The sequence below is a fragment of the Cysteiniphilum litorale genome (assembly GCF_003428165.1).
In the GTDB taxonomy this organism is placed as follows: Bacteria; Pseudomonadota; Gammaproteobacteria; order Francisellales; family Francisellaceae; genus Caedibacter; species Caedibacter litoralis.
Window position 1 is genome coordinate 20,948 of sequence record NZ_QLIQ01000028.1, and the last position, 22,162, is coordinate 43,109.

Consider the following 22,162-nt stretch of genomic DNA (forward strand, 5'->3'; position numbering starts at 1 on the left):
TTATAGTTCAAAACCACTAAAGGCATTATCGGCAACATTACTATCTATTTGACCGACAAGATAAGAGCTGATTTCTGTTTCTTGTGGTGCAACTTGGACGTTATCAGAATTAAGATAATGATTAATCCACGGTATGGGATTGCCTTTGGGCGCGATAATATCATCGGTATTAAGTCCCACAGCGTGCATCCTCTCTTTGGCTAAGTAGTCAATATATTGACAAAGGATTTGCTCATTTAATCCCAATATAGAGCCTTGTGAAAACAGATACTTTGCCCATGCCTTTTCTTGTGCGATCGCTTCTTTGAAAATGGCTTGTGCTTTATCATGTAGATTGTGTGCAATCTCGGTTAACTCAGGGTCGCCATCTTTGCCTAAGAGAATGATATTAATCATATGCTGAGTACTGGTTAAATGCACCGATTCATCGCGTGCAATCAGTTTCATAATTTTGCCACAACCTTCAAGTTTCTTTTGCTCAGAAAAGGCAAACGTGCAGGCAAAGCTGACATAGAAGCGAATGGCTTCAAGGGCATTAACAGCATGCAGAGCCAAGTAAAGTGCTTTTTTAATGCTATGTTGACTGACTTCAATGGTTTTACCATCAATATGATAGCTTCCAGCGCCTTGTGTTTGTAACAGCTGTGTTTGCATGATTAGATGATCGTAATAATAAGTGATGTTCTGTGCGCGTTTCCTAATCTCATGATTATCAACAATCGCATTAAACACAGGACTTGGATCATCCATGAGCGAGCGTACCATATGTGTGTATGAACGGCTATGAATTGTCTCAAAAAAGCTCCAGGTTTCAATCCACGTTTCAAGCTCAGGTAGCGAGACAAGCGGTAAAAAGGCGATATTTGGACTGCGTCCTTGCACTGAATCTAATAAGGTCTGGTATTGCAAATTAGATAAAAAAATATGCTTTTCAATGGCATTGAACTTCTGAAAGTCAACGCGATCGCGACTTAAGTCAATCTCCTCAGGACGCCAGAAAAAAGATAGCTGCTTTTCAATCAGGCGTTCAAAAATAGGGTGCTTTTGTTGATCAAAGCGTGAAACATTAACTGATGTGCCAAAAAACATCGGTTCATGCAGTTGGTTATTTGATGTTGTTTGAAAGGTCGAGTAATGGTAACTTTGTGTCATATTTTACATGCCCCTGATTCGCATTCGTCGATATCTGCTATTTCTATCGTATGATTAGTTGGCTCTTTGCTTTCTTTGGCGTGATCGCGTGTATTGTGATAGTAAAGCGTTTTTAAGCCATATTTGTAAGCGATCAATAGATCGGACATCAAGGTTTGCATTGGCACTTTGTGATCATTAAATTTAAGCGGATCATAGTTGGTGTTGGCTGAAATTGACTGATCAATAAACTTTTGAATAATCGCACAAAGTTGCAAATAACCGGTATTATTAGGCATTTGCCATAACAGCTCATAGTGGGGCTTTAAGCGCTGAATTTCAGGGACAACCTGTTTTAATACGCCGTCTTTACTTTGTTTGATCGAGACCAAACCACGCGGTGGTTCAATGCCATTGGTGGCATTGGATATTTGTGACGAGGTTTCTGATGGCATGATCGCGCTTAGAGTGGAATTGCGTAAGCCATGTTGTTGAATGTCTTGGCGCAAGGCTTCCCAGTCATATTGCAGTGGAAAATCAGCAAATTCATCGATACTTTTCTTATAGTGATCAATGGGCAGTAATCCTTGGGCATAGCTTGTGTCATTGAAGTATGCGCAAGCACCTTTTTCTTTGGCTAACTTATTCGATGCTTTAAGTAGATAATATTGAATAGCCTCAAAAGATTGATGTGTCAGCTTATTGGCACTGCCATCACTGTATTTGACATAATTTTTAGCTAAGTAATAAGCAAAGTTAATAACGCCAACCCCTAAACTACGGCGCGCTTTTGCGGGAATTTCAGCTGACGCTAACGGATAGTTTTGATAATCCAATAGATTATCTAAAGCCGTGACAATTAAAGTGGCTAAAGACGCTAGCTCATCAAGAGAATCAATAGCACCTAAATTAAATGCGGATAAAGTACATAGTGCAATCTCACCATTTTTATCAAAAATATGCTCAAGTGGTTTAGTGGGTAAGGTGATCTCCATGCATAGATTAGATTGTTTAATCGGAGCAAGTTGCGCATTAAATGCCGAATGCGTATTACAATGATCAACGTTTTGAATGTAAATACGTCCAGTTTGCGCGCGCTCCTGCATTAATAGGGCGAAAAGCTCACTGGCTTTAAGCGTTTTTTTGCGGATATCGGGCGTGTTTTCTGCAGCAATATAAAGCCTCTCAAACTCACTTTGATCAGCAAAAAAAGCATCATATAACCTTGGTACATCACTAGGGCTGAAAAGGGTAATATTTTTTTGTTCGATTAGGCGCTGGTACATTAAGCGATTGATTTGCACCCCATAATCTAAGTGGCGGATGCGGTTATCCTCGACCCCACGGTTATTTTTAAGCACCAAGAGAGACTCAACTTCTAAATGCCACAGTGGATAAAACAAGGTAGCCGCACCACCACGCACACCCCCTTGTGAACATGATTTTACTGCCGTTTGGAAATATTTATAAAATGGAATGCAGCCAGTGTGTAGTGCTTCGCCCTGACGGATCTCACTACCCAGTGCACGAATTTTGCCGGCATTAATACCAATACCCGCGCGCTGGGAGACGTACTTGACAATTGCCGATGCGGAAGCATTGATTGAGTCTAAACTATCATCAGTATCAATAAGTACACATGAACTAAATTGTCGTGTCGGCGTGCGCACCCCTGCCATAATTGGTGTTGGTAGAGACAGCTTAAATTGACTAATCGCATCATAAAAATCAAGCACGTATTGCATACGTGTTGCTTTGTCATGCTTTGAAAACAAACAAGCGCTCACTAACATATAAAGCATTTGTGGGGTTTCGTAGATCTTGCCGGTAACGCGATTTTGCACGAGATATTTGCCTTGCATTTGATTCACCGCAGCATAGGTGAAGTTCATATCACGGCAATGATCAATATGTGTATTCATTTGCTCGAACTCAGCACGAGAGTAGTCATCAAGTAAATGCGCATCATATTTTTTTGCTTTGACCAGTGCTTCAACGTGATCATGTAAATGCGGAGGCTCAAATTCGCCATAAGCTAATTTACGCAAGTGAAAGATCGCTAAGCGCGCTGCCATATATTGATAATCAGGCGTTTCTTCAGAGATTAAATCAGCAGCCGTTTTAATGATAATCGCCTGAATATCCGCTGTTTTCATGCCTTCATACAGTTGAATATGTGATTGCAACTCAACTTGAGAAACAGAGACATTTTCTAAACCTTCAGCAGCCCAAGTGATGACGCGATGGATTTTATCCAGATTAACAGGCTCTAAACGTCCTGAGCGTTTGGTGACATTTACATTCATTTTTTATCCTCTATCCGCGATTAATTTAAACTAAGCAATCGGGAATAAGGACATAAGTTAGCAGGAAGTGTTTTGATATTGACTCATCAGTCAATGCCAAATATCTATGCCATATGTGTGCTTTGTTCCACGAAAGCTTTTTAACATAAAATCAATTTAACCAATGGCAGATATTCGGGCTTATGGACGCGTTTAAACACCTACTGGATACTGCTTCCCAATTGTTTTAATCAGTGCGTTTCATTGACTCTCAGGGTGTAAGGATCAATGTGTATCGTTCGTTTCCAATTACCGCTGCGGGCCAGCTCTGGAGTTACACCAGATTCCCTCTTGCGTTGCGCAAATTCGCGCAAACCATTAGCGATGTTTAAGATAAGATTCTATAGCTTTTATAAAGAAAAAGCTAAAGATTATTTTTTTCTTAGTGTGCTTATAAAAAGTGAGTGATATTTTAGTTTATCTTTTGAAGGATCACATCCCTGTGAGTGTTAAAGTTAAATACCATTCCAACTCGGGTTTGAAAGGACAAAGGTAATTTTGGCACGATAATGACCTTTGTATCGTGCTTCATAGACATCATCAGCAAGGTTTGCCCAATGCCACCCAAAGAAACCAAACGGGATATAAGCAGATTGCCCACTTGTTGTTTGTAGTCCCTGTATATTTAACATCTCTGTTTTAGTTTTTGTTTGTGTAACTTCTGCGTAACTATCTGTAGTTGAAATTAGTTTTGTGATGCTAGCAGTATTTAAATCATTGTGGTAAGTATTGCTATCGTTGTATATAACTTCATTCAAATTGTCACTTATATACATATTAGTAGGAAGGTGAATGTTAGATAAAAGATTACCAACACCATCAAAAGTAGTAATGCTGACTTGTAATTCAACTGATTTGATGCCTCCTAAAGATCTTTGATCGTATATTTCTAAAGCGGTCTTTCTTATATAATTTTGGCTTGTTTTATAAATGGCATCACTCGTACTTGCTTGTGCTGCACTTGTGCAGAAAGATCGATAGAGTCCTGATTTTATTGTAGTATCATGCTTGCCACAATTAATAGTGTTATCTGCACTAACAACACCGTCAACCCAAAGGCGCATACCGACAATCGGATCCATTTGATAACGTGCAGTAATATCTATATCTTTATTGATCACCTCATCGGAGTTGATTGCTAATGTTAGTTGAACACTAGTAAATAGAGCAAATAATATTGTTATTAGTCTATACCTTTTTAAGTTTATATTTAGATTTTTCATAATGACTCCAAACGTTTTATTATGTTTGTTTTATCACACTGGTATGTACTTAATGTTATTGTGAAACATCAGTGAAGCTTGGTGTGATGGTTAATGTGCTAGTACCAGAGAAAGTATCAGGATTCCAGCTTGCTAAAGTGGCATTATCAATTTGTGCAATAAATGCAAATGGTAAAACTACTGATTTACCGACCTCTTGAGTTGCAAAGTTATAGATTTGCTCATTAGTAAGCGAGACGACAGTGGCATTGTTTAATGCATCATAATATCCAACTGGAAGTGCTGAAAACTGATCAGAGTCAAATTTTAATAAACTGCTATCTGTCGTTGTGGCAACACCATATGCGCTAACATTGAGCTGTTGTTGAGTATGCGTATCGCCGGATAGGCTTTGCACTGTTGCTTGAAGTTTGATTGAGCTAAAATTAATAAGTCCTGTATGATTACTATCGTAAATTTCTACAGCACCTCGGGCTCGTGTCGTGAACTCACTAAAATTAGCGGGTATTGCATTAGTGCTGCCATTATTCAATCCCCAGATGCTATTGTCGCCAATAACAAGATATTCACCACCAAGTTGGATTGGTAAATTGGTGGTATTTCCAAGGTTTTGATCATGGAAAAGGACAATATCGACATTAGGCTCAGAAACATCACCAATTTGTAATTTTACAGTGACTTCTAAGGGATCTACTGCAAAAACCACATTGGTTAAGCAAAAAAGGGTTCCTAGTGTTATCATTTTGTTTGAATTTTTCATGTTGTACTCCTCAATTTAGTTTTGTTCTTTGGATTATGGTTTTGATCATAATCCATTCCAACTATCATTTGATAATGTGAATGTTATTTTTGCACTGTAGTATCCAGTATATTTTGTCTCAAAAGCCGCTGTAGATAGTGTTCCATCATAGGCAAAACCATACATTCCAAAAGGGATATATGCTGATTGATTTGTCGTAGTTGCTAAGTTTTGAAAATTAAACGCTTTTGTCGCAGTCTTTGACTCTTGAAATACTGTATAGTAACCCGTCTGAATTCGATATGGAATATTAGTGTTATCTAATGTTGTATCATATGTGTTGGACGTGTTAACAATAACTCCTGTAGCATCTTGAACTGTCATGAAATGTGACGGAATATGTACCTTGCTTAAGTTACTACCAATACCATCAAAAGTTGTGATTGTAACATTAAGATCAAAGTTTTTAATGCCGCCTAATCCGCGAGTATCATAGATTTCTAGTGCTGTTTTATTAATATAAGCATTTGTTGTCTGATAGCCAGCGGCAGTTCCGTCGCCGCTGATTGCTACTGTAGAGCAAAATGATCTATGGCTACCTGAAACTAATGTGTTGTCCCATTTGCCACAATCAATGGTATTATCATTGCTGACAATACCATTAACCCATAACCTCATTCCCACTTCAGGATCCATGTTGTAGCGAGCCGTAATGTCAATATCTTTGTTTACCGACTCACCAGTGTTAATCGCTAATGCCATCTGCGTTTCTGTAAATAAGAGCACAAATATAAACAGATGCTTTTTAATTGGTATGACATGTTTTTTATGTTTCATAAGCATTCTCCTAGTTTGTGTTAAAATTGAGCATCAGCCATAATTTTGACCAATGCTTGATAATGCCCATCTGGTTTTGTTGCTAGATTGGAAGCAAGAAAACGTAGTTGAGCGTAATTAATGTTTTTATCAGTTTGTATATCGATAGTGTTCATGGGCATGAACTGATTTTCTGCATGGCAAAACTCAGCGGAACTATCGTTACATTCAGATAAAAACACCTTGAGCGGGATTGTTACTGTGGTTAAATTTAAATTTTTTAGCGCACAATAACTTTGGTTATCATGCTGCACTTGTTCATCACATATTAATCTGTACTTTAAGCCAGTAATGGATTGGTTAGTCGTATAAGTTAAAATGATTTTTTCATTGTGATCACTCACATAGTTATTGACATTTGATGGATCCGGTATAAGTGTTACATTAAGAGATTTAGATTGGTTGTTCTGAAAATAGAAGTTAGAACTAAAAGGTATGCTAACGACTATCCCGCCTGAGTCAAATTGGAATCGATAGCTTCCATTAGTAATATGTGTATCGACATTATTTGGGGTAGTTATAGAGTTTACGCCCATTGTTGAGCTATTAGAATGTGTTGTTGTTGATAGCGACCAGTGACCACCTTGTAAACTGGCTAGCTTATTAGTTTCAATACCATAATAGCTTGCAGTAGCAACTTGTTGCCATGGATTTCCAAAGTCATTAATAGTAAAAGAAGTATTAATGCAATTGGGTTTTATGAGTGCTTCGGTATAGTAAGCATAATTTTTTTGCCAGAATATACATTCATTACTAAATGTAACGCTAATATTGTTATTGGGGTCTAGAGGTTTTATTTTAACTAGAAGAGCAATTTGCTTGATATTTATTTGTTTATTTTGACTACCATATTGTAGCGTTAGGTCTGAAGATAATGTATCTAATGGAAGCATTTGGAAATGACTTACAGAATTAATACCTTCATTAACCGTAAGTAAGACTTTATCCTGTTCATACACTTGTTTCCAACCTATTAACGTGCTATCAACTAATTGCTCTTCAATGGATGATAATTTTTCCGCTCCATAGCCTTGTATGTTTAGTAAACTATCACCATTGCTATTGAGTTGGAGCGTTATACGGTTTTGCTTATCTATAGTATCTTGATAGTTAATATCTATTGCGTAAGAGAGTCCAGATAGCATCCAAAGCAGAATGCTTAAATACTTAATATTATTGATCATATGATAACTAAGTGACTCTAATATATTGTTACTGTATGACATCATAATCTCCCGCGTTTTGGTGACTGCAGTTAATCTCTCCTAACCAATAACCGTCATATAATTTTGACGTTTGTATTTGACTAAGAGAAAATTCGTGTGGTTTATTTTGATGTTGACTGACGAAATTGAAGTTTGGGTTGTTTCTATTAACACCTAAAGTAAAATAGCCATTATCATCGCTATAAGTGCTATTGATTGAATTACTAACTTTCACATGCTTCAATGGTTCACCATTGCATATCAATTGCCCACTAATAATTATTATGTGAATTGCTGTATGTGTTATTGAAAATACGTTCCCAGGATATAAAACAAATTCATTTATATTAGTATCTAGCAGAAGTGAGTTTTTTGTTTCTTTATTGATGCTGATATATGATTCATATTTTTTGTAAGGAGGTAATGGAATAAAATTAGTGCCAGTTGTTATAGGATATGAAGTGCCGTTAATGTTAATTGATAAGGTATCTTCGATATCATTATCCAGATATATCACAGCACCAGCATTTGATTTTTGTTGGTTTGGCAATAACGAGCGTTCTTGATCTATGACTAGGCTTCCACTTAAATTTCCTGATATAACTTGTGTAGTCAAATTTTCATTGTTTTGAGTAATGTTTGTATTAATATTGCCTAAAGCATAATTACTATTAAACGAAGTGCTAGCATTGATCATGGAGCTATTTTGATTATATGAGCCACCAATATTCATATCTGAAATAATTAAGTTATCATCAATATTAGGCGAGTAATTAATATTTGATGAGATTAACTTATCCTTAGGATTGTATAAGGTATCTAAGTTTATACTGCCATTTTCATCGAAATTATATGTTAACTCTAATCCAATATAGTAATTGGTGTTAAATTTTGAGAGGCTGCTATTATGATTTTCATTGAGTAATAATGATGCGTTTGTACGCAATGTGAATCCATGGCGCTTAAAGAGAGTATTGCTATAAATAAAATTATAATTTTTAAGATGATTCTTAAAGTTATAGTTTATATTGGATGATAATGAGCCAAATGATTGCATGTTTAAAGATAAGGACATGCTTAAATTGTTGTTGCTTATATAAAAAGGAGACTTTTCATTAGAGCCTTGTTGTTGAGTATAGCTAGTGCCAATAGATAGAATATTATAAAACGACTTATTTAAGTTAGCGGTCAGAGCAATCCCACCATCTGTATCGACACCGATATTAGCATTGCCAGTGATGCCGTAAGGAAGCATAAGTTGATTGCTGAACTCAAAAACAGATAAGCGGCCAATCATATAAGCTGAAGCTCCGCTTAACATATAGCGATTAAGAACAAAATTAATATTACCTCCAAAATAAAGGTGATTAAAGGAGTCCACTGTGACTGGCTCGTTATATGTTGGAGAAGATGCCACTCCTCCCCATAAAGAATAAGAAAAGCCTAAATCAGGATCTAAGGTAGATAAGTCAAAGGGTTTATTAATAATTTTCGTTAATGTATTCACGAGTATATCCCCTTCACGGATTTCTATGCGCACGGGATATACCCCACCTGGAAAGTTTGCTGTATTTAATTCATGTGTGCCAAGTTCAAAATTTTGGATACTTAATAAATTATTATCTTTATAAACCCTTACAGTTGATTGTCTTGGAATAAATAAAATGATCGGAATCAATGAGCCCTGTGATTTGTTTAATAATAAGTTATTGCTGGAATAGAAGCTTAATGCAATGCTGTTACCACTATAGCCATAATTCGTTGCCGTATTTCTTGAGCTAAAGACGCTATTTCCTTGGCTAAACCCAAAACTCAAAGCGCTTTTTTTGAAATCATGGAGTACTAATAGTTGTGATAAGTTGGCTTTTATATTTACTTGATTTGAGGTGCTAAAGTAACCGTTAGTAAGTAATCTAGTATTACCATAACTTGTGATATTATTTAATGCTAATGATGCGACGTTACTTGTGTTTGGGCTGATAGTTGTTGCAGCATTTAAATTATATTTAAAAATAGATGACAGATACTGATTTGATGGTGATTGTAGGTATTGTAATTGATTAGTTTTTTGAGTTTCAAAAAGCTTTGTATTAATAGTTAAGTTCATGGTTAAAGATTCTAGACTAAATTGTGCATATAAAATTTGTTCAGACTTATGACATAGACCCTTTGATATTAATTCATCTGGACATAATATGATTTGATTGATGGGGAGTGTTTCAAAAATATGATAAATTATGGGTTTAAGTTGTAATTTTTTAGAAAGCGTTTTTAAATCTTTAAATTTAATGGTTTTTTCATCAATTATTTCAATAAAATAGTTACCTAGATCTTCATCTTGATATCTAACATTAATCATGATTCCATGATCTTTTAATTGAGCACGAAACTCATCGGGAACTGCATTCCAATCTAGTGTCGGAGATATATCGTTACCATAAGTAAATGTATTAATTAGAAGGAATAAAATTAGGCTTAAATTTTTTTTGTTTACTACTTTGTAGCACATAATATTTCCCTCGCCGCAAGCTATTTATCATGATGTCTAAATAGCTTATTTATTAAAGTTTATATGTTTGCGGGGAGGGGGGAGATTCTAATTAGTGATATTAATATACTCTCTAGATTGTTCTTCACCCATAAGCTTAGTAATAATTACTTCACTCTTAAAATTAGATAAATCAAGTATTCGTTCATTATTAGGATAAAGCCTTACTTTATAAGTAGTATATCCATCTTTACTACATGCAACCCTTATGGCTAAGTTATTTTCAGGCATATTAGTTGTTTCTTTGCTCGGTATACATTGACCACTTAGGCTATACATTAGCAATGAATTACCCTTATTTTTCATTGTAATAATATTATCTGACTGAACTAATTCAGATGTATAGTTAGGTATTTTAGGTTCAATAACAATAGCTGTAGATACGCCCATGCCAACTACGGTTTGCGCCCTTAATTTTTCGAGTTCATCTTCATCAATATCAAAACCATATTTCTTCTCAGGTATAACTGGTTGAAATGAAACTCGATAAAAAGCTAAGTCATTGTTATTATGTCCCTTTGGCATGATAAGTCGAACTTGAGCTGAGTGTTTTGGTAAAATAATTAGTCTACTGGGTGTGATGAAGATAGATTCAGACATATCCTTAGGGGTCATTTCTATGCTTTTTTCTTTTTGTCCATTCTCGTTAAATGGGTTTTCAACACGGTATAATTTGACAATATAATATAATGCGCTCTTGCAACTATTATTAGTGAGTTTTTTTGTTAATATCATTTGACCGGATTGATTATCTTGAGTCTGGTGCCAGTAATCAAATAGCCCATCAACGGAAATGCCACCCGAGCAATCTTTGTATGGAGCAGCATACACCTGTAATGCGGAACTAAAAAGTATAAATAATATAGTTTGGATAGATAATTTTGAAATCATTATTATGCCCCTCATTTGTTTTGTGATCTTATTACAACCTGTTAATGGTAAAATATAGACGGTTTTTTTTTTTTGTGTTTGCAAGATGATATTTCCAAGCGAAATCAAGGATTGTCAAAACCTTTAGATACAGGATCACTTGATTTCCTTTGTAAATTCCATTTTCATGGGACATTGCACCATCTATAAAGTATTTGCGCATTTTGGATATGTAGTAGTTGCTTGTTTATAAAATTGTGACACTACCTTGAGCGCTGGCATGATGCTTTTATGTTTTATTATATTTTGAGATTATTTTGGTTCGGTGAATTTGGCGAGCATTTCCTCGATCAGCTGTAACTGTAGCTTCATCACCGTTTTGGCAATCGTTTGCTTATTGCGAATATTCTTAAGTGCTAAACCATAGTCATATTCGGTTAACGCTTTTTGAATTTTGGCACTTAAACATATATTAGATATGGCATGCGCTGAGTTTTGATAAAGGTGTCTTAGTGCTATTTGAAAATCATTAAACGCGGATTTATTGCGCAATGCATCAATTGCTTTGAATGTTTGTAATATTTCTTTTTCTGAATGCTGTTGTAATGTGCTGAAAAACCAATGGTGGCGATAGAGTCTAAGGCTAAGTGTTTGAGTGCTTTTCGGTGGTTTAAGCTCATTTAATACATTTATAAGTGCTTGCTCGCTGTCTAAATGCATGAACAGTAAAGCAAATAAAATATCATGATTTTCACATTGTAATTCAATTGCACCTAATAATGGTTTAAGTCTAGTTATTGCTAATGTTTGTAAAGGTTTAAGAATATGTTCAAAGGCACCTAGCTGTTGTAATGTTGATAAGAAAACCTCGAAGTTTGGCGTGTTTAAGGCACGTATAAACTCTTGCAAAATGCGCTCGTGAGATAATGCTTCAAGCTCGTTATTAGTAATAATGTTTTGCATAAGTTTCAAGGTTTCATCGGCAATGGTAAATCCAAGGTAATGAAGCTTGGCAGCAAAGCGCGCAACACGCAGCACGCGCAAAGGATCCTCGCAAAAAGCATCACTAACATGGCGAAGTTTTTTGTTTTTGATATCTTCTTGACCATTAAAAGGGTCATGCAGTTGCCCATTTTCATCAATTGCCATGGCATTAATGGTGAGATCTCGTCGCTTCAAATCTTCAATCAATGACACTTCATCCGTGTTAAATGTAAAGGCTTGATAGCCACGACCTGTTTTTATTTCCGTGCGTGCTAGTGCGTATTCCTCGTGTGTTTTTGGATGTAAAAACACAGGAAAATTTTTACCTACCTGAATAAATCCACGCTTTAGCATGTCTAATGGCTTGGCATTAACCACTAGCCAGTCATGATCCTTGACAGGGAGGTGTAATAATTGATCGCGGACAGCGCCGCCGACTAAATACGTTTGCATGTTTATTGTAGCTTAAGCGAGCTTATTCTTTATGTTATCAGTAAATTTAGGTAAACTCTGTGACAATTTGGCTTCTTAAATAAAATAAAGATAAAAATATGCAAAATATGCACGTTTCTGAAAATGCGAATAAGAAAACCTATAGTCTGTACAAAAGATTGCTATGGGAAGTCAGATCGCTATGGCCGCTTCTATTAATCTCTGTCATTGGTAGTATTATCTATTCGGCGTGTGATGCCTATGCGATGTATTTGATTAAACCGTTATTAAATAAAGGCTTTACCCCGACAGGAGGTGAGTTTTTAAAGGGCATTGCCTTGGTGTTTTTACTTCTGTTTACTTTGCGTGGTGTTGGCTCGTTCTTATCATCATTCTTTATGGGTAAACTTGGTGCGCAAGTTGTTTATCGTTTTCGCAAGCGTATGTTTGGCAAGTTTTTAGATCTTCCCGCGCATTATTATGATAAAACCTCATCAGGTAAATTGCTCTCTAAGCTTTTATATAACGTCGATCAAGTAACCAGTGCCACGGGCTCTGCGATTATCACTGTCGTGCAGGATGGCACCTTTGTCATTGGATTGATTATTGTGATGGTGGTGACCAGTTGGCAGTTATCAATTACAGTGATTGTTGTTGCCCCTTTTCTTGCAGTTTTTATCACTTGGATCAGTAAGAAGTTCCGCCATTATAGTCGTAATACCCAATCAGCGATGGGCTCGGTAACACACTTTGCTGAAGAAGCCTTGATTAACTACAAAGAAATCCGCGTCTTTGGTGGGCAAAAATATCAACTGCAAAAGTTTGATCACAACCTAAGCTATACCTATCGCCAACAAATCAAAACTCTCATGCTTGATGGTTTATCTTCACCAATTATTCAATTTATTGGTGCGATTGTTATCGCGGTGATTTTGTTTATCGTGGCAACCTATGGCTTAAAGGAAGGTGGCTGGCTTGATGCCGGTGGTTTCGTTGCCTTTTTTGCATCAATGATGGCGATTTTAAAACCGATTAAAAATTTAACTAATGTTAACTCAACCATTCAAAAAGCAATTGCGGCAACTGAAGATATCTTTGAGATCTTGGATGCGAAATCTGAAGAAGATAAGGGTAGCAAGCAATTATCACATGTCAAAGGGCAAGTTGAATTTAAAGATTTAAGCTTCTCTTATCCGGAGTCTCAGCAAGTGGTATTAAAACATATCAGCTTAATCGCAAAACCTGGGCAAACGATTGCTTTAGTTGGGCGATCAGGTGGTGGTAAAACCACGATGGTGAACTTGTTAGCACGCTTCTATCAACCAACAAAGGGGCAGATTCTACTAGATAATGAGGATATGCAATCACTGACTTTGGTAAACTTGCGTAGTCATATTTCATTGGTGTCGCAGCATGTTAACCTGTTTGATGATACAATCTTTCATAATATCGCCTACGGTCGTGATGGCGAGGTTAGTGAGGAAGAAGTGATTGAAGCGGCAAAAGCTGCTAATGCTTGGGATTTTATTGAGAAGCTGCCTAAAGGCTTATATACCGAAGTCGGACAAAATGGTCTAAGTCTATCTGGCGGGCAGCGCCAACGTGTTGCGATTGCTCGAGCTCTTTTGAAAAATGCGCCGGTATTAATCCTCGATGAAGCAACCAGTGCACTGGATAATGAGTCTGAGCGCATAGTGCAGCAAGCATTAGAGCGCTTAATGAAAGATCGCACGACCTTTGTTGTTGCCCATAGGCTATCAACGGTCGAACACGCTGATAAGATTGTGGTGATGGATGGCGGTGAGATTGTTGAAATGGGAAGGCACAAAGACCTATTGCAAAATGAAAACGGCTTATATTATCAGCTTTATCATCAATCGCTGCATTAAGAGTCCTAAGTGATGCAAAAGGATTGGTACACAGTGCATAAGACTTGGCGCGCAATGATCTTGGCACCCTTGTCATGGCTTTTTTCATACATTGCTAAGAAACGCAAAGTTAAGCTACAAAAAAAGGCTTATCAAAGTAAATTGCCGTTGATTGTCGTTGGCAATATTGCTGTTGGTGGCACGGGTAAAACGCCTGTGGTGCAGGCCATTTGCCAACATTTAAAAGAGCAAGGTTATCATCCAGCAATTATTACTCGTGGTTATGGTGGTAAAGCAACACACTATCCTTTTATGATAGATGAGAGGACGCCAGCAAGTATCTGTGGTGATGAGCCTTTTATGCTGCATCAGTTATTACCAGATACCCCAATTGTTATCTCACCTAAACGTGTCGAAGCGATTCAATATATCGAAGAGAAACTTAAGGCAGTTGACATCATTATTAGTGACGATGGTTTGCAGCATTATGCGATGCATCGAAATGTAGAAATTGCGGTGATTGATGGTCAGCGCCAATTTGGTAATGGTCTGTGTTTGCCAGCAGGTCCTTTGCGTGAACCTATTACACGCTTAGAAGAAGTTGATATGATGGTTATCAACGGTGGTGGTAGGGCAAGCGTAAGTAATAAAGCACAATATGATATGCAACTATTGCCACAAAGCTTAGTAAGTTTAGCAACAGGTCAGCAGTTTGCTATTGATCAATTACTGAAGTCCGTGGGGAGTACATGCTATGCTGTGGCAGGTATCGGTAATCCTAAGCGCTTTTTTAATACCTTAAAAAATCTAGGTTTTATGGTTGAGGAGTATCCTTTTAAAGATCATCACAGCTTTACACTTGATGATTTTAAAGCGATGAATGATAACATGCCGATGATTATGACGTACAAAGATGCGGTAAAATGCCAAGGATTTGCCAAAGATAATTGGTATTACCTAGCGATATCACCTGAAATTGAAAAAGGATTCTTTGAGATATTAGATGAAAAACTCTCTCTGCTAGAGAGGGGAAAGGAGGGAGGAAAACTCTAACAGAGAAACTTGTTTGATCAGTTGTTTTGAATTTTCTTTTGGTTATTTGATCATGAAGATTTGTGGTTGATCTGTGTCGTTATTAATCTTGCTTTGACGAACGTAGTCGATATATAAGTCAAATAATTTCATAATATTCACCTCTTGGGTTGTGGTTTTACTGGGGGCCTCTGTAGATAAGAATAGCAGAAATAAAACAATTTGCTGTTTCAATGGAGTATTGTCGTGTATCAAAACTGTTACAGCGTTGAGGCAGTAAACGCTGTAAAATGGATCATGGGGAGTATAGAATACAAAAAACTTGAATTGATGGAGTATGGTTTTGCAGGTTATCGATACACATGTTCACTTTTGGGACTTGAATCAAAAGATAAATAGTTGGGTGTTAAATCAATCAAATGAAACGTTGAAGCAGGATTTCTTGCCTCAGACGCTACAGCAGAAAATGCAGGATAAACTCTATGGAGCAGTGCATATTGAAGCACATGATAGTCGTATTGACACAGAGGTTGAAATCAAATGGTTGATGGCAGTGGCGCAAAAATGCCCTGAGATTCAAATCAAACATATTGCTTATGTCGATATGACATTGCCAAAAGTACCGTTTATTGCCAAGCTAGACAAGCTTAAACAGTACCCGCAAGTCGTTGGTATCCGTCATATTCTAGCTTATGAGCAAGACGTTGATTACTGCCCTGAATCGCAGGATCTATCAACGCATGCCAATGTAATCGCTAATTTGCAAATATTAGCGGATTATAATCTTATTTTTGACTGCCAAGCCTACCCGCGACAGTTGTTAAATCTTGCGCCACACCTTAAAGCATCACGTGTTAAAACAGCGATTGAACATTGTGGTTTGCCACTATGGGAGAATGACGAGCAGCGTCAGCTATGGCAACAAACTATGCGAGTCTTATCCGAGATTGAGCAGGTTGCACTGAAACTGTCAGGGCTGCAAATGTTAGGGCAGCTTGCGCATAGTAAAGCGATTATTGACTATGCTATTGACTGCTTTAGTTACCAAAGACTCATGTATGCCTCAAATAATCCCGTGTGTTTTCGTGATAATCCACTTGAGTGGTTTAAAACACTGGATCAAGCATGCGCAGGTAAAGGTGAGGTTTTTTATGATAATGCATTAATTTTCTATCAATTTTAATTCCTTGCAGAAAACTAATGCTTAGCATATTGCCCTGGTCATTGCGATTAAACTCTTTATTTGATGTTTGTCGAAATGTAGTCCATAATTTCAGACATCAATGAGTATATGGAGTTTTTATGCAGTCAAAACATATTGATTTAATCACTCAGAAGCTAAACCATTTACCCGCGAAGTATTTTGCAGAGGTGGAGGATTTTATTGATTTTTTGCATCAAAAAGATAGTTTGCAAAAAGTGCGTCAAGATTTCACAATGATGTCACAGTCAAGCTTTCAAGCAGTGTGGGATAATGATGAGGACGAAATCTATAATGACTTATGATGTTGGTGATGACAAGTAAGGATGAGAAAACAAAAAACACTTGTTCTTGGTATTGGCTCGCCTTTTGGCGATGATCAATTCGGATGGTTAGTAGCAAAAGAAATCAAAGAGATGCTCAAGAGTAACCAACGTTCACATATTGATATTGAGATTGCTGATCGACCAGGTTTGAATTTATTGCGTTTCTTAGAAAAGGACTATGCCCAAATCATTCTAATCGATGCAGTTAATGCGGGCGTTGAACCCAGTATGCCATTCACTCTACAGTCGCATGAGATTCTTGAGTTTAGTGGATTTTTATCTTCACATAATATTGGTGTTGCACCTTCTTTAGCATTGGCAAATGCGCTTAATATGCCGATAGATCATGTGCTGTTTTACGGTGTGCAAGGAGAGCATTTATTTGTGAAGGATGATGTAATGTCAGATGCTGTGAAAAAGTCAGCGGGTAATATGGCGCAGATGATAACTCTCCAGTTGATTAAATCGTAGGGGCGTATTTCATGCGCCCGAGAATGGCATGCTTATAAAGGTTTCGACTTACGCTCAGCCAACATCTACTCAGTGGCGTGTGATTGAATCGCAGTAATTGCAATGGTGTAAATAATATCATCGACGGTTGCGCCGCGCGAGAGATCATTAACCGGCTTGTTTAAGCCTTGCAATACGGGGCCTATGCTTAAGACGTCAGCACTTCGCTGCACGGCTTTATAGGTTGTATTACCTGTATTTAAATCTGGAAAAATCAATACATTAGCATATCCGGCAACGGCACTATTAGGTGCCTTTTTTTGAGCAACCGAGAGCGTTGTGGCAGCATCATATTGTAAGGGGCCATCAACGATCAGATCAGGACGTTTTGCCTTAACCAATTCAGTTGCAGATTTGACTTTATCAACATCGGCACCATGACCTGAGTCTCCCGTGCTATAACTGATCATGGCAATTTTAGGATCAATGCCAAATGCTGTGGCAGACTCAGCACTTTGAATAGCAATTTCAGCCAATTGCTCGGTTGTCGGATCAGGATTAACCGCGCAATCACCATAAACAAGTACTTGATCTTCAAGACACATGAAAAATACCGACGAGACAATCGAGCAGTCAGGCTTCGTTTTAATGATTTTAAGTGCGGGGGAAATCGTATGTGCAGTGGTGTTTAAAGCACCTGCAACTAAGCCATCAACATCTGACATATATAACATCATGGTTGCAAGGGTTACATTATCTTCAAGTGCATCACGCGCCATAATTTCGGTCATGCCTTTGTGTTTTCGCGCATCGATAAGTGGCTTGAGATACTGAGCTTTAATGCTATCTGGGTCAATTGTGATGACTTTATCCGATAAATGTAAGCCTTGCTTTTTGGCAACTTCGATCACATCATCACGTTTCGCTAATAAGATACAAGTAGCAATCTTGCGTTCACTACAGAAAATAGCAGCTTCAATCGTGCGCGGCTCTAAACCCTCGGGTAGAATGATACGTTTGGTGACTTCAGTTGCGCGCTTGATTAGATAATGACGAAACGCTGGCGGCGATAGTTTGGTTGGTGCGGGTGTTGCGGTAAGCTTGCGTGTAATCATATCGACATCAATGCATTCAGCAATGGATGATCGCAAGAGATTTAAACGCGTTATATCATCTTTAGGAATGCTGCTGTAATCAATATCAGCTAATTTCAAAATGGTGCTAATGCTCTTATTGTCGGTCACAAAGATAGGTAAAGACATGCCTTTAGCCGCATCAAGACAGAAATCCAGTACGGCACGATTGGCAAGTGAGAAGGCAGTTAATATTAATCCTGCGATTTTAATGCCTTTTTGTGCGGCAACTGTCACTGCTAGAATAATATCACTGCGATCAGCAGCTGTGATGATTAATGTGCCTGGGTTTATCTCATCTAAAGCGTGATCGACGGTACGCGAGCACATGGTGACGATATGCACACGGCGCTCAAGATCAAAGCCCTCAAAGAGGGCAGTTAAATTTAAACGATTGGCGATATCAATAACACGAGGATAGGTGAGATTATTTTGCCAATGTGTCACCCCGAGTAAATTCAGATGATTACTGCTAAAGATAGTTAATGCTTCAATGTCTGATCGCGTAAGGCTTGGTACGCTACTGTTAATATCTTCATCTAATAAACTAAAACGATTTTTGCCATCACTATCAACTGGCGCGTTAAGTTTAGTAACAATGGCGCCTAAAAGTGCGTCTTGGGGAATTTGCTGTTGATATAGCTTTAGTTGAATCTCAAGGTCTTTTAGCGTTTTATATCCTTGGCGTGCAATGAGGATAACATTAGCGTTAAATGCGCGAATAAGTGTTTTATTAAAGAGATTGATGTAAGCGTTTAGCCATTCAAACTGATTATGATTGTGTTCTTTGATAAACACGCCATCAATTAAGGTAATATCACTGTTTTGGCTAACTTTATCATAAATATTAAGCAAGTATTCAAAGAAGTCTTTCATTTTGTTTTGTTGAAAATAATGCTCAATTTCAGAAGACGAGATTTCTGCATCAAATAATGGATTAAACAGCTTAACGCGATAGCCACGCTGTTCAAGGGCATATCTTAAGCCTTGCTTTAACGAGAACAAGCCAACACCTTGACCGGTAGGTAGTAGTATGATTGGTAGACTCATGTTTGATCCTTAATTAGCTAATAACATTTGACAACTTTGCGCAATCATTCGTTCTTCATCGGTTTTGAGTACCATAATGCGTTTGCTGCCTTTAGCGTGAATTTCAATTGTTTGTGCGGCATTTTGATTGCGCGCAGCATCAATGGCAAAGCCGTTGAATTTAAGTCGATTGATGATTTCTTGACGTACTAAGGCACTGTTTTGACCAATGCCCGCGGTAAAAATAAGCCCATCAAGTTGATCAAAATACATAAGGTAGCTCGCAATGAAGCTTGCAGCGCGGTGACTAAATATATCCAGTGCTAATTTCGCTTGTTTTGCTTCCTTTAATTCGATATCAGGATTGTCAATAAGGTGTTCAATTTCACGCATATCACTTAACCCGCATAAGCCAAGCAAGCCACTTTGATTGTTTAATAGCTGATTAATCTCATTAACATCCATATTAAGTATCTGTTGCAGATAGCTAAAAATACCAGGATCAATAGTGCCAGAGCGCGTGCCCATGACCAGTCCATCTAACGGCGTAAATCCCATGCTGGTATTGATGCTTTTGCCATTTTTGATCGCGGTGACACTGCAGCCATTGCCTAGATGCGCACAGATAAAATTGCCTTGTGTAAGAGATAGATGTTGAGCGGCAGCCTGCGCAATATACTGGTGACTTATTCCATGAAAGCCATATTTTCTAATATGTAGATCTTCATAAAGCGTATTAGGGATGGCATAGCGATAGATTTCCTCAGGTATACTCTGGTGGAAAGCCGTATCAAAGACCGCAATCTGAGGTATCGATATAAAATGCTGCTGACAAAACTCAATACCTTCAAGGTTAGCAGGGTTGTGTAAGGGGGCTAAAGGGATAAGGGTGCGAATTTTAGCAATAACATCATCCGTTACAATGACAGCACGATCGAAATGATGCCCACCATGAACGACGCGATGCCCAATAGCAATGATTTGACTGAAGCAGTCTTGCTGCTTTAAAAAACCAATAATTTTGGCAAATGCTTGATGGTAATTAAGTGGCGAAGTCTCCGTCTTAGTCTGCCCATTAACAGAAATGCTTAGCGTTGTTTCGTTGGTATTAATTTTATCAACCAGTCCAACAAGCGTCTGTACTAAGGTATTGTGATCATAAAGTGAGAATTTAATTGAGGAGCTACCGCAATTAAAAACAAGAAAGTACTGTGGCATAGGTTACAAGCTCTTGGACTTAAGTGCTACTCACTATAGCCTAAGACAGTGCTTCATTGGAAACCCAAACACACACTAAGCGCACAAAAGTAAACAAAACTTGCGTTATGTCATTATTTGCGCATTTAAGGCATTAAATAGCACAGTTATACTATTCTCGCTTATTTGTCATGTGCTAGTCTAATTTGCAGTGATATATCGGTTGATAAGTTATGCATGAATTTTCGTTATGCCAAAGTGTGATTACGATTGTGCTTGATAAAGCAAAAAGCATGGGGTATGAGGCGCAAGCCGTGCGACAAATTGAGCTAGGTGTTGGGCAATTAGCCGGCGTTGATATTGAGTCAATGCGCTTTTGGTTCCCAGTTGCTGCTAAAGATACGCCACTAGTGCAAAGTATCTTAAATATTGCTATTAAACCGGCATGGGCACATTGCCTAACATGTACGCATGATTATCAATTATCAAGGTTTTATGATGCATGTCCTAAGTGCCAAAGTCATGATAAAGAAATACTAACAGGTCAAGATATGTTGGTGGAGAAAATTGAGTTTGTAACGTCAGAATAATTAAGAGTTAAGAGTTAAGAGTTAAGAGTTAAGAGTTAAGAGTTAAGGAGTAAGTTATGTGTACAACTTGTGGTTGCAGCGGTTCTGAGCATACGCATCAACATGCGCACGACCATCATCACCATCATGATCATGGGGTTGATAGTATCAAACTAGAACAGGCAATTTTGGCAGCAAATGATCAATATGCGCATGCCAATCGTGAGGTTTTGAGTGCTAAAAATGCGTTAGCATTTAATTTTGTATCCAGTCCAGGTTCGGGTAAAACTTCATTACTTGAAAAGACGATTGCTAAGCTTCATGCTGAGCACACAATCGTTGTTGTTGAAGGTGATCAACAAACTGAGATCGATGCCAATCGAATCCGTAAAGCAGGGGCGAAAGCCTATCAGATCAATACTGGTAAAGCATGTCATTTGGATGCGCATATGGTAGGACATGCGTATGAGCATTTAGACATTCAAGAAAATAGTTTTGTCTTTATTGAGAATGTCGGTAATTTGATTTGTCCGGCGATGTTTGATTTAGGTGAAAAGCATCGCATCGCTGTGATTTCAGTGACAGAAGGTGATGATAAGCCGCTGAAATATCCTGATATGTTTTATCATGCGGATACAGTGATTATTAATAAAACGGATCTGTTGCCGTATGTCGATTTCAGTGTTGAGCGTTGTATTGAAAATATTCGTAAAATTCGTCGTGATATTCGGTTTTTTGAGCTTTCGGTTAAAACGGAAGAGGGATTTGATAACTGGTTAAACTGGCTAACTTCTTTAATAACTGAAGTTACACACTTTAGAAAAAAACTATGATTTTATAAACACCCCGTCAGCCTGCGGCTGCCACCCCTCTTGAAAAGCATAGGTTTATAGGGATCTTTGGGTAAGTGGGTTTTAAAATGGTTGAGTTAAAGATAAGATGAATAAAATCACAAGGAAATAAGGTAAGTAAATGAGTTGGGTGTTGGAAGAGTTATCGGGGAT

The 22,162-nt window shown here is 37.7% G+C and carries 18 protein-coding genes and 1 riboswitch; of the genes, 7 read left to right on the forward strand and 11 right to left on the reverse strand.

Going from position 1 to position 22,162, the window contains the following annotated elements; genetic code table 11:
- The 9 genes from nrdB to DNJ75_RS15730 form a co-directional block, all read right to left on the reverse strand.
- A complete protein-coding gene (gene nrdB / locus DNJ75_RS10740) occupies positions 1 to 1,152 on the reverse strand; it encodes a class Ia ribonucleoside-diphosphate reductase subunit beta (RefSeq protein ID WP_117003463.1) in 1,152 nt (383 codons plus the stop codon).
- Positions 1,149 to 3,437 (reverse strand): class 1a ribonucleoside-diphosphate reductase subunit alpha, encoded by a 2,289-nt coding sequence (gene nrdA / locus DNJ75_RS10745; protein ID WP_117003464.1) that lies wholly within the window; start codon positions 3,435 to 3,437, stop codon positions 1,149 to 1,151. Before nrdA ends, nrdB begins: the two co-directional genes overlap by 4 nt.
- 148 nt (positions 3,438 to 3,585) lie before the next feature.
- Positions 3,586 to 3,811: riboswitch (cobalamin riboswitch) on the reverse strand.
- Positions 3,812 to 3,931: 120 nt separating this feature from the next.
- Complete coding sequence (locus DNJ75_RS10750) at positions 3,932 to 4,699, reverse strand: hypothetical protein (RefSeq protein ID WP_117003465.1); 768 nt, start codon at positions 4,697 to 4,699, stop codon at positions 3,932 to 3,934.
- Between the two features lie 55 nt (positions 4,700 to 4,754).
- Entirely contained in the window at positions 4,755 to 5,459 is a 705-nt protein-coding gene (locus DNJ75_RS10755; protein ID WP_117003466.1) for a hypothetical protein, read from the reverse strand.
- A 45-nt stretch (positions 5,460 to 5,504) separates the two neighbouring features.
- Positions 5,505 to 6,275 (reverse strand): hypothetical protein, encoded by a 771-nt coding sequence (locus DNJ75_RS10760; RefSeq protein WP_117003467.1) that lies wholly within the window; start codon positions 6,273 to 6,275, stop codon positions 5,505 to 5,507.
- A gap of 20 nt (positions 6,276 to 6,295) precedes the next feature.
- Positions 6,296 to 7,540, reverse strand: coding sequence for a hypothetical protein (locus DNJ75_RS10765; RefSeq protein WP_150469028.1), 1,245 nt, complete (start codon positions 7,538 to 7,540; stop codon positions 6,296 to 6,298).
- On the reverse strand, positions 7,527 to 10,028 hold the full coding sequence (locus tag DNJ75_RS10770; RefSeq protein ID WP_117003469.1) for a TcfC E-set like domain-containing protein: 2,502 nt from the start codon (positions 10,026 to 10,028) through the stop codon (positions 7,527 to 7,529). The genes DNJ75_RS10765 and DNJ75_RS10770 overlap by 14 nt, the downstream gene beginning before the upstream one ends.
- Before the next feature lie 87 nt (positions 10,029 to 10,115).
- On the reverse strand, positions 10,116 to 10,958 hold the full coding sequence (locus DNJ75_RS10775) for a hypothetical protein (protein WP_117003470.1): 843 nt from the start codon (positions 10,956 to 10,958) through the stop codon (positions 10,116 to 10,118).
- Positions 10,959 to 11,249: 291 nt separating this feature from the next.
- Positions 11,250 to 12,374: a hypothetical protein gene (locus tag DNJ75_RS15730; protein ID WP_117003471.1), complete on the reverse strand. Its 1,125-nt coding sequence runs from the start codon at positions 12,372 to 12,374 to the stop codon at positions 11,250 to 11,252.
- A 98-nt stretch (positions 12,375 to 12,472) separates the two neighbouring features.
- Here DNJ75_RS15730 and msbA point away from each other — a divergent pair, with 98 nt between their 5' ends.
- From msbA to DNJ75_RS10805, 5 genes are all read left to right on the forward strand, one after another.
- The gene (gene msbA / locus DNJ75_RS10785) at positions 12,473 to 14,242 is read left to right on the forward strand and encodes a lipid A export permease/ATP-binding protein MsbA (protein ID WP_117003472.1); all 1,770 of its coding nucleotides are present in this window, start codon (positions 12,473 to 12,475) and stop codon (positions 14,240 to 14,242) included.
- Between the two features lie 33 nt (positions 14,243 to 14,275).
- On the forward strand, positions 14,276 to 15,274 hold the full coding sequence (gene lpxK, locus DNJ75_RS10790; RefSeq protein WP_224742321.1) for a tetraacyldisaccharide 4'-kinase: 999 nt from the start codon (positions 14,276 to 14,278) through the stop codon (positions 15,272 to 15,274).
- 322 nt (positions 15,275 to 15,596) lie between these two features.
- Positions 15,597 to 16,436 (forward strand): amidohydrolase family protein, encoded by an 840-nt coding sequence (locus DNJ75_RS10795; RefSeq protein ID WP_157968307.1) that lies wholly within the window; start codon positions 15,597 to 15,599, stop codon positions 16,434 to 16,436.
- Between the two features lie 119 nt (positions 16,437 to 16,555).
- On the forward strand, positions 16,556 to 16,759 hold the full coding sequence (locus tag DNJ75_RS10800) for a DUF2281 domain-containing protein (protein WP_117003475.1): 204 nt from the start codon (positions 16,556 to 16,558) through the stop codon (positions 16,757 to 16,759).
- 21 nt (positions 16,760 to 16,780) lie between these two features.
- The gene (locus DNJ75_RS10805) at positions 16,781 to 17,251 is read left to right on the forward strand and encodes a hydrogenase maturation protease (RefSeq protein WP_117003476.1); all 471 of its coding nucleotides are present in this window, start codon (positions 16,781 to 16,783) and stop codon (positions 17,249 to 17,251) included.
- Between the two features lie 65 nt (positions 17,252 to 17,316).
- Here the strand turns inward: DNJ75_RS10805 and pta are convergent, their stop codons facing one another.
- Entirely contained in the window at positions 17,317 to 19,413 is a 2,097-nt protein-coding gene (pta, locus tag DNJ75_RS10810; RefSeq protein WP_117003477.1) for a phosphate acetyltransferase, read from the reverse strand.
- Positions 19,414 to 19,422: 9 nt separating this feature from the next.
- A complete protein-coding gene (locus DNJ75_RS10815) occupies positions 19,423 to 20,610 on the reverse strand; it encodes an acetate/propionate family kinase (RefSeq protein ID WP_117003478.1) in 1,188 nt (395 codons plus the stop codon).
- Between the two features lie 212 nt (positions 20,611 to 20,822).
- On the opposite strand from DNJ75_RS10815, the gene hypA reads away from it, so the two are divergent.
- Together hypA and hypB are read left to right on the forward strand one after the other, a co-directional pair.
- A complete protein-coding gene (gene hypA / locus DNJ75_RS10820; protein ID WP_117003479.1) occupies positions 20,823 to 21,179 on the forward strand; it encodes a hydrogenase maturation nickel metallochaperone HypA in 357 nt (118 codons plus the stop codon).
- 56 nt (positions 21,180 to 21,235) lie between these two features.
- Positions 21,236 to 21,991 (forward strand): hydrogenase nickel incorporation protein HypB, encoded by a 756-nt coding sequence (gene hypB / locus DNJ75_RS10825; protein ID WP_117003480.1) that lies wholly within the window; start codon positions 21,236 to 21,238, stop codon positions 21,989 to 21,991.
- The last annotated feature ends 171 nt before the right edge of the window (positions 21,992 to 22,162 follow it).

What these genes read in the sequence shown, in the direction of transcription:
- nrdB (WP_117003463.1), bottom strand. Translation starts at nt 1,152, where the DNA reads ATGACACAAAGTTACCATTACTCGACCTTTCAAACAACATCAAATAAC.
- nrdA (WP_117003464.1), bottom strand. Translation starts at nt 3,437, where the DNA reads ATGAATGTAAATGTCACCAAACGCTCAGGACGTTTAGAGCCTGTTAAT.
- DNJ75_RS10750 (WP_117003465.1), bottom strand. Translation starts at nt 4,699, where the DNA reads ATGAAAAATCTAAATATAAACTTAAAAAGGTATAGACTAATAACAATA.
- DNJ75_RS10755 (WP_117003466.1), bottom strand. Translation starts at nt 5,459, where the DNA reads ATGAAAAATTCAAACAAAATGATAACACTAGGAACCCTTTTTTGCTTA.
- DNJ75_RS10760 (WP_117003467.1), bottom strand. Translation starts at nt 6,275, where the DNA reads ATGAAACATAAAAAACATGTCATACCAATTAAAAAGCATCTGTTTATA.
- DNJ75_RS10765 (WP_150469028.1), bottom strand. Translation starts at nt 7,540, where the DNA reads ATGTCATACAGTAACAATATATTAGAGTCACTTAGTTATCATATGATC.
- DNJ75_RS10770 (WP_117003469.1), bottom strand. Translation starts at nt 10,028, where the DNA reads ATGTGCTACAAAGTAGTAAACAAAAAAAATTTAAGCCTAATTTTATTC.
- DNJ75_RS10775 (WP_117003470.1), bottom strand. Translation starts at nt 10,958, where the DNA reads ATGATTTCAAAATTATCTATCCAAACTATATTATTTATACTTTTTAGT.
- DNJ75_RS15730 (WP_117003471.1), bottom strand. Translation starts at nt 12,374, where the DNA reads ATGCAAACGTATTTAGTCGGCGGCGCTGTCCGCGATCAATTATTACAC.
- msbA (WP_117003472.1), top strand. Translation starts at nt 12,473, where the DNA reads ATGCAAAATATGCACGTTTCTGAAAATGCGAATAAGAAAACCTATAGT.
- DNJ75_RS10800 (WP_117003475.1), top strand. Translation starts at nt 16,556, where the DNA reads ATGCAGTCAAAACATATTGATTTAATCACTCAGAAGCTAAACCATTTA.
- DNJ75_RS10805 (WP_117003476.1), top strand. Translation starts at nt 16,781, where the DNA reads ATGAGAAAACAAAAAACACTTGTTCTTGGTATTGGCTCGCCTTTTGGC.
- pta (WP_117003477.1), bottom strand. Translation starts at nt 19,413, where the DNA reads ATGAGTCTACCAATCATACTACTACCTACCGGTCAAGGTGTTGGCTTG.
- DNJ75_RS10815 (WP_117003478.1), bottom strand. Translation starts at nt 20,610, where the DNA reads ATGCCACAGTACTTTCTTGTTTTTAATTGCGGTAGCTCCTCAATTAAA.
- hypA (WP_117003479.1), top strand. Translation starts at nt 20,823, where the DNA reads ATGCATGAATTTTCGTTATGCCAAAGTGTGATTACGATTGTGCTTGAT.
- hypB (WP_117003480.1), top strand. Translation starts at nt 21,236, where the DNA reads ATGTGTACAACTTGTGGTTGCAGCGGTTCTGAGCATACGCATCAACAT.